Annotated in this window: 5 protein-coding genes; all 5 read left to right on the top strand. The window is 63.3% G+C overall.

The window, feature by feature from the left end:
- Positions 1–183 precede the first annotated feature (183 nt).
- Genes recC through dgcN form a run of 5 tightly spaced genes read left to right on the top strand, consistent with a single transcriptional unit; the run spans position 184 to position 11,244 of the window.
- Positions 184–3,633, top strand: coding sequence for an exodeoxyribonuclease V subunit gamma (gene recC, locus AC07OT_RS29515; RefSeq protein ID WP_495109739.1), 3,450 nt, complete (start codon positions 184–186; stop codon positions 3,631–3,633).
- Positions 3,630–7,304, top strand: a complete 3,675-nt coding sequence (gene recB, locus AC07OT_RS29510) for an exodeoxyribonuclease V subunit beta (RefSeq protein ID WP_495109738.1) — start codon at positions 3,630–3,632, stop codon at positions 7,302–7,304. Before recC ends, recB begins: the two co-directional genes overlap by 4 nt.
- The gene (recD, locus tag AC07OT_RS29505) at positions 7,301–9,406 is read left to right on the top strand and encodes an exodeoxyribonuclease V subunit alpha (protein ID WP_495109737.1); all 2,106 of its coding nucleotides are present in this window, start codon (positions 7,301–7,303) and stop codon (positions 9,404–9,406) included. Before recB ends, recD begins: the two co-directional genes overlap by 4 nt.
- Positions 9,407–9,418: 12 nt before the next feature.
- On the top strand, positions 9,419–9,985 hold the full coding sequence (yfiR, locus tag AC07OT_RS29500) for a regulatory sequestration protein YfiR (RefSeq protein ID WP_141156008.1): 567 nt from the start codon (positions 9,419–9,421) through the stop codon (positions 9,983–9,985).
- Entirely contained in the window at positions 9,982–11,244 is a 1,263-nt protein-coding gene (dgcN, locus tag AC07OT_RS29495) for a diguanylate cyclase DgcN/YfiN (protein ID WP_495109736.1), read from the top strand. Before yfiR ends, dgcN begins: the two co-directional genes overlap by 4 nt.
- Positions 11,245–11,247: the final 3 nt, after the last annotated feature.

The following is an 11,247-nucleotide window of genomic DNA, read 5'->3' as shown; positions in this document are numbered from 1 at the left end:
GATGGTAGTGTGGGGTTTCCCCATGTGAGAGTAGGTCATCGTCAAGATTAAATTCCGAAACCCCATTTGCGAAAGCAGATGGGGTTTTGTTTTGGGCGGTCGGAAAGTGCGAAGAGGCGCCTCGGGAGGGCCTTCAGTGCTAAAGTCCATGCCCTCGATTTTGCTTTTCCCAAGGAAGCCGTTATGCCGGATGCGACGTCCCTCAGCGCTGGATTCATGGTGGTTCACGGCAACCGCTTGGACGAACTGCGCAGCCTGGTGGTGAGTTGGATGCGCCGTTATCCCTTGGCGCCTCTGGAAAACGAAATCGCCCTGGTACAAAGCAACGGCATTGCCCAGTGGCTCAAACTGGCCTTGGCTGAAGACCCGCAAGACGACGATATGGGAGGCTGCGGAATTGCCGCCGCCATCGATGTACAGCTCCCCGGCAGCTTCATGTGGCAGCTCTATCGCATGGTCCTGGGACGTGACGAAATCCCTCCAAAATCCCTGCTCGATAAAGCCCCGCTCACTTGGCGCCTGATGCGCCTGCTCCCGGAACTCATTGATCAACAGCATTTCGAGCCGTTGCAGCGTTTCTTGACCCACGACTCCGATCTGCGCAAACGCTACCAACTGGCGGAACGACTGGCTGACCTGTTCGACCAATACCAAGTCTACCGCGCTGACTGGCTGGAAGACTGGGCTGCCGGCCGCCATCAATTGCGTAACGGTCGAGGCGAGTCAAAGCCACTCAACCCTGCCAATTGTTGGCAAGCCGAGTTATGGCGCGCGCTGCTGTTGGACGTCGGTGAAGAGGGCATGGCCGAAAGCCGCGCCGGCGTGCACCAGCGCTTCATTGAACGTATCAATGCGCTTGAGCAAGCACCGAAGGGGTTGCCTTCCCGGGTGATTGTCTTCGGGATTTCTTCCTTGCCCGCCCAAGCGCTGGAGGCGCTGGCCGGCCTGGCCCGTTTCAGCCAAGTCCTGCTGTGCGTGCATAACCCGTGTCGCCACCATTGGTCCGACATCGTGGCCGACAAAGACCTGCTGCGTAACGAATACAAACGCCAGGCGCGTAAAGCCGGCATGCCCGTTACCATCGACCCACAAACCCTGCACCAACACGCCCATCCGCTGTTGGCCGCCTGGGGCAAACAAGGTCGCGACTACATCAGCCTGCTGGACAGTTACGACGATCCCAACAGCTACCGCGCCGCTTTTCGCGATGGTCGAATTGACCTGTTCAGCGACAGCGAACCCACCACACTGCTCAACCAGCTTCAGGACGATATCCTCGAACTGCGCCCGCTCAATGAGACTCGGGAACAATGGCCTGCTGTCGATCTGGAGCGTGATACATCCATCCGCTTCCACATTGCCCACAGCGCCCAACGCGAAGTGGAAATTCTCCACGACCAATTGCTCCAACGCTTCAGCGCCGACCCCACGCTTCGCCCAAGGGACATCATCGTCATGGTCCCCGACGTCGACAGCTATGCTCCGCATATTCGCGCGGTATTCGGTCAGCTGGACAGAATCGATCCCCGCTTCATCCCCTTTACCCTCACCGATCAAGGCCAGCGCGGCCGCGATCCCCTGCTGATCGCCGTTGAACACCTGCTCAAACTCCCTGACAGCCGCTTCCCCGTCAGCGAAATCCTCGACCTGTTGGATGTCCCGGCCTTGCGCGAACGCTTCGCTATCAAGGAGCGCGATCTACCTACGCTGCATCGCTGGATTGAAGGCGCCGGTATCCGTTGGGGGCTCAACGCCGAGCAACGTGCGGGGCTCGGTCTGCCGAGTGAACTGGAACAAAACAGTTGGCGATTCGGTCTTCGCCGTATGCTTCTAGGCTACGCCGTCGGCACCGGTGCAGCCTGCGAAGGCATTGAGCCTTACGACGAAATCGGCGGGCTTGATGCGGCCTTGATCGGCCCGCTGGTCGCTTTGCTCGATGCTCTCAGCGATGTCCATCAAGCGCTGTCACAACCCGCGCCGCCCCACGAATGGGGCGAGCGTCTGCAACGCCTGATGCAACTCTTCTTCCTACCCAGCAGCGAGCACGACGACTACCTGCTGGGTCAGCTTGAGCAACTCCGGGAAACCTGGTTGGAAACCTGCGAGTCCGTCGGCCTACAGGATGAGTTACCGCTTACCGTCGTCCGCGAAGCCTGGCTGGCCGGCCTGGATCAAGGCCGTCTGTCCCAGCGCTTCCTCGCCGGAGCTGTCAATTTCTGCACCCTGATGCCCATGCGCGCCATCCCCTTCAAACTCGTCTGCCTGCTCGGTATGAACGACGGCGACTACCCTCGCGCCCAGCCACCGCTGGATTTCGACCTGATGGGCAGCGACTACCGTCCCGGCGACCGTTCGCGCCGTGAAGACGACCGTTACCTGCTGCTCGAAGCCCTGCTGTCCGCCCGCGACCAGCTCTATATCAGCTGGGTCGGCCGTAGCATCCGCGATAACAGCGAGCGCCCGGCCTCTGTACTCATCGGCCAACTGCGCGACCATATCGCCAGTGGCTGGCACAACGCACAAGAAACACCGCTACTGGACGCGATGACTCAGGAACACCCGCTCCAACCCTTCAGCGCCCGTTACTTCCACGAAGGTGATGCGCTGTTCAGCTATGCCCGCGAATGGCAGTTACTCCACCAAGCTGTGGATAACGTCCCCAAAGAGGATCAACTGGCGCAGCACCAACAGGAAGAGCCCCTGAGTCTCGGCCAGTTGCAGGATTTCCTGCGCAACCCGGTCAAACACTTCTTCAGCCAGCGTCTGAAAGTGTTCTTCGAAGCCGCTGAAGTACCCTTGGCCGATGAAGAACCCTTCGTGCTTGACGCGCTGCAACGCTACAGCCTGAGCGACAGCCTGTTGAACGCTGCGCTGTCCCAGCCCGAACACCTCGACCAGGCCCTCAACGCCCAGGCTCTGCGGTTGCAAGGCAGTGGCCTGTTGCCGATGGTCGGCTTCGGCGAGTGCCTGCGCAACGAACTCATTGAGCCCCTGCCCGACGTGTTGCAACGCTACCAGCACTTGCTGGCGCTCTGGCCAACGCCACACACCGCTGCAGAACCGATCAGTTTCGAGCATCAAGGTATAGCGCTGGAAGGCTGGATCAGCGGCCTGCATCGACGCAGTGATGGCGGATTGCTGAGTGTCACCACCATCCCCAATAGCATCGGCTCGATCAAAACGCGCAAATGGCATCGCCTGATTCGTCCTTGGGTCAATCATGTGGTGGCCTGCGCTTGCGGTATGTCGTTGAGCACGGGGTTGGTGGCCAGCGACGATACGTTGCTACTGGCCCCGCTTGATCAGCCCATCGCCCGGGAAATCCTCGGCAACCTGCTGTTGGCCTGGCACAGCGGCATGAGAGAACCGCTGCCGGTAGCCGTCAAAACCGCCTTCGCCTGGCTCAGCCAGACCGATCCGGTCAAAGCCCACGCCGCCGCGAGCAAAGCCTATGAAGGCGACGGCCTGACCACCGACGGCGAGCGTCGCGAAACCCCGGCGCTCACCCGACAGTTCCCCGATTACGCCGCCTTGGTCGCCAGCGAAGAGTTCGAAGGCTGGTGCGAAACCTTGTATCGACCACTCATCAACGCCCCATGGCGATCACTCACAGGCGAGGAGGCCGGCCCATGAGCAGCAAACCCTTGGCCCTGGCCTTCCCGTTGAATGGCAGCCAGTTGATTGAAGCCAGCGCCGGTACCGGCAAAACCTTCACCATCTCCGCCTTGTACCTGCGTCTGGTCCTTGGCCACGGTGACGGTGAGTCCGGTTTTGGCCGTGAACTGCTGCCGCCGCAAATCCTCGTGGTGACCTTTACCGATGCCGCCACCAAAGAGCTGCGCGAACGCATCCGCATGCGTTTGGCCGAAGCTGCACGTTTCTTCCGCGAGGAGATTGAACAGCCCGACGCGCTGATCGCCGACCTGCGTGCGCAATACCTCCCCGAGCAATGGCCCGCCTGCGCCAACCGCCTGGACATCGCCGCCCAGTGGATGGATGAAGCGGCGGTTTCCACGATTCACAGTTGGTGCCAGCGCATGCTGCGCGAACACGCGTTCGACAGCGGCAGCCTGTTCACCCAGACCCTGGAAACCGACCACAGTGACCTGCTTGGCGAAGTGCTGCGCGATTATTGGCGACTGTTCTGCTACCCGATGCACGACGACGCGCTCAACTGGGTACGCAGCAACTGGGGCGGCCCGGCCGCGTTGATGCCACGCGTGCGCGCACTGTTCGGCAGCGAACGGCCGACGGATGAAACCCGCGAACCCGCCGAGTTGATCAACGCTTGCCTGCAAGAACGCCGTGAAGCGTTGATAAACATCAAGGCTCCCTGGCAACAATGGGCTGCCGAGTTGCGCGATATCTGCCTGCAAGCCGTAGCCGCCAAAGCCGTCGACGGCCGCAAGATGCAAGCGCGTTACTTCGAGCCCTGGTTCGAAAAGATCAGCGCCTGGGCCGCTGACGAAACCCTCGAGCAACTGGACATCGGCACCGGGTTCACCCGCCTCACCCCCGACGGCATGGCCGAAGCCTGGAAGGGCGACCCGCCGCAACACCCCGGCATCGACGCCATGGCCGGCCTCAAGGCCGCCCTCGACGCGCTGCCAACCCCCGACGCGGCGGTGTTGCAACACGCTGCCGGTTGGGTGGGCAAGCGCTTCGAAGAAGAAAAGCGCCGGCGCGCCGAAATGGGCTTCGACGACATGCTGATCCGCCTCAACGCCGCCCTGCAGGCCGATGGCGGCGAGCGCCTGGCCAGTGTGATCCGCGAGCAGTTCCCGGTGGCCCTGATCGACGAGTTCCAGGACACCGACCCGGTGCAATACAGCATCTTCGACAGCATTTACCGCATCGAAGAGAACCACCTCGACAGCGGCCTGTTCCTGATTGGCGACCCCAAGCAAGCCATCTACGCCTTCCGCGGCGCCGATATCTACACCTACCTGCGCGCGCGCAAATCCACGCTCGGCCGTCATCACACCCTGGGCACCAACTTCCGTTCCAGCCATGCGATGGTCGAGGCGGTGAACCACGTGTTCCTGCGGGCGGAAACCGGCCGCGGCGCTTTCCTGTTCCGGGAGCCGAACGGCGACAACCCGGTGCCGTTCCACCCGGTGTTGTCCCAAGGCCGTAAGGAAAAACTGCAGGTCGACGGCCAAACGTTGCCGGCGCTGAACCTGTGGCACCTGCCCACCGACCAGCCGGTTTCCAACGCGGTGTACCGCCAACAACTGGCCGGCGCCTGCGCCACCCGGATTGTCGAATTGCTCAACGGCGGCCAGCAGGGCACGGCCGGTTTCCTGCAACCGGATGACAGTTTCAAAGGTGTACTGCCGTCAGACATCGCCATCCTCGTGCGCGACGGCAAGGAAGCCCAGGCCGTGCGCGTCGAGTTGGCCGCCCGTGGCGTGCGCAGCGTGTACCTGTCCGACAAGGACTCCGTCTTCGCCGCCCAGGAAGCCCACGACCTGCTCGCCTGGCTCAAGGCCTGTGCCGAGCCGGACGTCGAGCGGCCGCTGCGGGCGGCCCTGGCTTGCGTCACCTTGAACCTGTCACTGCCGGAACTGGAGCGTCTGAACCAGGACGAACTGGCGTGGGAACGCCGCGTGATGCAGTTCCGAGGCTACCGCACGATCTGGCGCACCCAAGGCGTGTTGCCGATGCTGCGTCGACTGCTGCACGACTTCAAACTGCCGCAAACCCTGATCGCCCGCAGCGACGGCGAACGTGTGCTGACCAACCTGTTGCACCTCAGCGAGTTGTTGCAACAAGCCGCGTCGGAACTGGACGGCGAACAGGCGTTGATCCGCCACCTGGCCGAACACCTGGCGTTGTCCGGCCAGGCCGGCGAAGAGCAAATCCTGCGCCTGGAAAGTGACGAGCAACTGGTCAAGGTGGTGACCATTCACAAATCCAAGGGCCTGGAGTACGACCTGGTCTTCCTGCCTTTCATCTGCTCGGCCAAGCCGGTCGACGGCAGTCGCCTGCCGCTGCATTACCACGATGAACACGGCAAATCCCACGTCAGCCTGCGCCCAACCGCCGAGTTGATCGCCCAGGCCGACGATGAGCGCCTGGCCGAAGACCTGCGTTTGTTCTACGTGGCCTTGACCCGCGCCAAACATGCCTGCTGGCTCGGCGTTGCAGACCTCAAGCGTGGCAACAGCAGCAGCTCGGTACTGCACCTGTCGGCGCTGGGTTACTTGCTCGGCGCCGGTGCGTCGTTGAGTGAATCCGCCGGCCTCGCGCGTTGGCTGCTGGATCTGCAGGACGGCTGCCCGGCCATCCACTACGCCCCGGTGCCCGACGCCCAGGACATCCTGTTCCACCCGCCGCGCAACACTGCCCACTTGCTCGCGCCCTTGTTACCCAAGCGCAAGGCCGCCGAGAACTGGTGGATCGCGTCCTACAGTGCCTTGCGCATTGGCGACAGCATGAGCGTCGCCCACCTTGAAGCGCCCGAAAGCCCACAGGCGCAAAAGCTGTTCGATGACGAACGCCTCGATCCCGACGCACCGCGTGAAGTGGCAGCGTCCGGCGCAGACATTCACCGTTTCCCACGCGGTCCGAATCCCGGCACCTTCCTTCACGGCCTGCTGGAGTGGGCCGGGGAAGAAGGCTTCAACGTGACCTCCCAAGCGATCGAACAAGCCGTAGGTGCACGCTGCAATCGCCGCAACTGGGAAGGCTGGATCGTCACCCTCAGCGATTGGCTGGGCCATCTGCTGCACACGCCGCTGCCGGTGGATAACGACCAGGTCGCCCTGAGCAACCTGCAGCACTACCAGATCGAAATGGAGTTCTGGTTCGCCAGCCATAAAGTCGACGTGCTCGCCCTCGACAAGCTGGTGTGCCAGTACACCCACAACGGCGTTTCCCGTGTCTCTGCCGAACCGGTGCTGCTCAACGGCATGTTCAAGGGTTTTATCGACCTCACCTTCGAACATGACGGCCGCTACTACGTGGCCGACTACAAATCCAACTGGCTCGGTCCTGACGATTCGGCCTACACCCAGGACGCCATGGAACAGTCGATCCTCGAGCACCGCTACGACCTGCAATACGTGCTTTACCTGCTCGCGCTGCATCGCCAACTCAAGGCGCGCCTGCCGGACTATGACTACGACCGTCATGTCGGCGGCGCGCTGTACCTGTTTCTGCGCGGCACCCAGGCTGCCAGCCGAGGGGCGTTTTTCACCCGGCCGCCACGAGAGCTGATCGAAGGCCTGGACCTGCTGTTCCAGGGCAAGCCCATCCCGCCCAAGGCTGAGCCTGCCTGGGAACAAGGAGTGTTGTTATGAGCCTGTCGCCGTTACCGCTTGAGGCGTTAGCGCCCTTGAGCCGCGCCGCCGACCTGGTGAGCCTGCTGGAGCGTTGGGTTGATCGGGGGTGGCTGCGGGCGTTGGATAAGGCGTTCGTGGGCTTCCTGCACGAGCTTGATCCACACGCGGACCCCTTGGTGCTCCTGGCGGCGGCGCTGACCAGCCATCAACTCGGCCACGGCCATGTGTGCCTGGACCTGTTCGAAACCCTCAACGCGCCGGATTTTGCCCTGTCCCTGCCGCCCGAAGGCGACCTGCAAAGCGGCGCCATGCTGCTGCCGTCGCAGTTGCTCGACAGCCTTGATGGCGCCCGCTGGTGCCACGCCCTGGCCGCCAGCCCGTTGGTCGCCCTGGCGCTGGACGGCAGCGAATCGGCACACAGTCGTCCCTTGGTGCTGTCGGGCAAACGCCTGTACCTGCGGCGCTACTGGACCTACGAGCGACGCATCGACAGCGCCTTGCGCCTGCGTCTCGCCACCCAGGAAAGCGTCGCCGCCGATTTGCCCCAGCGCTTGAATGGCTTGTTTGACCAACCGGCGCCCGATGGCGTGATCGACTGGCAGAAACTCGCCTGCGCCCTGGCCACCCGCGGTGCATTCAGCATCGTCACCGGCGGCCCCGGCACCGGCAAGACCACCACCGTGGTACGCCTGCTCGCGCTGTTGCAGGCGCCGGCCGTTGAGTCCGGCAGCCCGCTGCGTATCCGCTTGGCCGCGCCGACCGGTAAAGCCGCGGCGCGCTTGACCGAATCCATCAGCCAGCAAGTGCTGTCGCTGACAGTGCCGCAAAGCGTGAAGGAAAAGATCCCGACCCAGGTCACCACGGTCCACCGCTTGCTGGGCAGTCGCCCGGGCACTCGGCACTTCCGCCATCACCTTGGCAACCCGTTGCCCCTGGATGTGCTGGTGGTGGACGAAGCCTCGATGATCGACCTGGAAATGATGGCTAACCTGCTGGATGCGTTACCGCCCCAGGCGCGCCTGGTGCTGCTGGGCGACAAGGACCAACTCGCCTCGGTGGAGGCCGGCGCCGTACTCGGTGATTTGTGCCGCGACGCTGAAGCCGGCTGGTACAGCCCCGACACCCGCCAATGGCTGCAAACCGTCAGCGGCGAAGACCTCAGCGCCAGTGGCCTGCACGAAGACCTCGATGGCAGCCATCCCTTGGCTCAGCAAGTGGTGATGCTGCGCTACTCACGGCGTTTCGGCGAAGGCAGCGGCATCGGCCAACTGGCGCGCTGGGTCAACCAGCAAAACGCCGACGAGGCCCGCAAGCTGCTGGCCGCGCGCAGCCACAGCGACCTGTTCTGCATCAGCCTCAAAGGTGAGCACGACCACGCCCTGGAGCGCCTGGTGCTGGACGGGCAGGGCGACGGCGCCCAGGGTTATCGCTATTACCTCAACCTGCTGCACAGCGCACGCCCCGCCGTCGACACCCCGCGCGATGACCTCGCCTGGACCCACTGGGCCCAGCAACTGCTGCAAGCCTTCGATGCGTTCCAATTGCTCTGCGCCGTGCGCAAGGGGCCTTGGGGTGTGGAGGGGCTGAACCTGCGCATCACGGCCGCCTTGCGCAAAGTGCGGCTGATCGAGGGGGATGAGCAATGGTACGAAGGCCGTCCGGTGTTGATGACGCGCAACGATTACGGCCTGGGCTTGATGAACGGCGATATCGGCATTGCCCTCAAACTGCCTGAAAGCGACGGCGGCCCCCAGGTGCTGCGGGTGGCTTTCCCACGTAACGATGGCCAGGGTGGCGTGCGCTTTGTCCTGCCCAGCCGTCTCAATGATGTGGAAACCGTGTACGCCATGACCGTGCACAAATCCCAGGGCTCGGAGTTCACCCACACCGCACTGATCCTGCCGGACGCGCTGAACCCGGTGCTCACCAAAGAGTTGATCTACACCGGCATCACCCGCGCCAAGCGCTGGTTCAGCCTGATCGAACCCCGGGGCGGGGTGTTTGAAGAGGCGGTGCGACGCAAGGTCAAACGCTTGAGTGGGTTGATGCTGGAGTTGGGTCAGGAGTCAGAAATATCCGACGCTGTGCTATCGTTGCGGCATCACCCCGAAAACACCTGAGAGAATCGCTGCATGAACCTGGCCGTCTCGCCCACAGAGCGTAGTTTGAGCTGGAGACGCCTGCTGCTGGTGGCGGTTCTATGCCTGCTGGCACCCCGGGTATTTGCCGAGGCCCCAGGCCCGGCTGATCAGCGCGCCCAGGCGGTCACCCAGGTAGTACTGGGTATCCTCAGCTATGCCCGCTGGCCAGTAGAGCCTGCGCAACTGCGCCTGTGCATCGTCGGCCCGACCCAATACACCGACGACCTGATCAAAGGCACCACCCAGGCTACCGGCCGTCCGGTTGTGGTGCGGCGCCTGCTGGCCGACCATCCCGATATCGTCAATGCCTGCGATGCCGTGTACATCGGCAAACTCAGCAATGACGAACGCAGCCGCCTGTTTGCCTCGTTGATCGGCCACCCGGTGCTCAGCATCAGCGAAGGCGGCGACCAATGCACTGTGGGCAGCCTGTTCTGCCTGCGAGTGGGCGATGAGCAAGTGTCGTTTGAGGTCAATCTCGACTCGGTGGCGCGCAGTGGCGTGCGCATTCATCCCAGCGTGTTGCAACTGTCCCGGCGCCGGGCACCCGCCACATGAAAGCGGCGAACGTACGACCTACCCTGCGTTCCGTCATCGGCCGAGGGCACATGATCCTGGCGCTGGTGGCGGTGACGCTGGCCAGTGTTTCCCTGACCCTGCTCGGCGTGTTGGCGCTGCGGGTCTACGCCGAACACAACCTGCACCTGATCGCCCGGTCCATCAACTACACCGTGGAAGCGGCCGTGGTGTTCAACGACCGCGGCGCGGCCACCGAAGCCCTCAGCCTGATTGCCTCCACCGAAGAAGTCGCCCAGGCTGACGTGTTCGATAGCAGTGGCCGGCTGTTGGCGCACTGGGAACGCCCGGAAACCGGCATGCTCTCCCGGGTTGAACTGGCGCTGGCGCATACGCTGCTCGAACAACCCATCAGCCAACCGATCCTCCACCAGGGGCGCACCATCGGCAGCATTCACCTGACCGGCCACGGCGGTAGCCTGCTGCGCTTCCTGCTCAGCGGCCTGGCGGGGATCCTGATCTGCACCGTCCTCAGTGCCTGGGTCGCGCTGCACCTGGCCCGTCGCTTGTTGACCGGCATCACCGGGCCGCTGCAAAGCCTCGCCGCCGTGGCCCACGCCGCCCGCAGCGAGCGGGACTTCGACCGTCGCGTGCCGCCGGCCCGCATCGCCGAACTCGACAGCTTGGGCAGCGACTTCAATGCCCTGCTCGGCGAGATGGAAGCCTGGCAAAACCACCTGCAAAGCGAAAACGAAACCCTCGCCCACAAGGCCAACCACGACAGCCTGACCGGTCTGCCCAACCGCGCGTACTTCGAAGGCCGCCTGATTCGCGCGCTGCGCAGCGCCGCCAAAGCCAAGGAGCAGGTGGCCGTGCTGTACCTCGACAGCGACCGGTTCAAAGAGATCAATGACAGCTTCGGCCATGCCGCAGGTGATGCCGTGCTGGTGGCCGTCGCCGAGCGGGTGCGTGCGCAATTGCGTGAAGATGACCTGGTAGCGCGCCTGGGCGGTGACGAGTTCGCCATCCTGCTGGCGCCGCTGCACAAGGTCGAAGACGCCCAGCGCATCGCCGAAAAAATCATCGCCAGCATGGACATGCCGATTGCCGTGCCCGGCAGCACCCAGGTATTGACCTCCCTCAGTATCGGGATCGCCATCTACCCCGAACATGGCGTCACACCCGGCACCTTGCTCAATGCCGCCGATGCGGCGATGTACCAGGCCAAGCGTTTGTCCTCGGGCAGCCAGCAAACGGCGGAGCCGGAGAGCCCCGTCGTCAACGTTCAACACAGGAGTTGATCC

Source organism: Pseudomonas sp. GW821-FHT09C10, assembly GCF_059418085.1.
The sequence above is the reverse complement of the archived record's forward strand: the minus strand, read 5'-3'. Positions and strand labels throughout refer to the sequence as shown.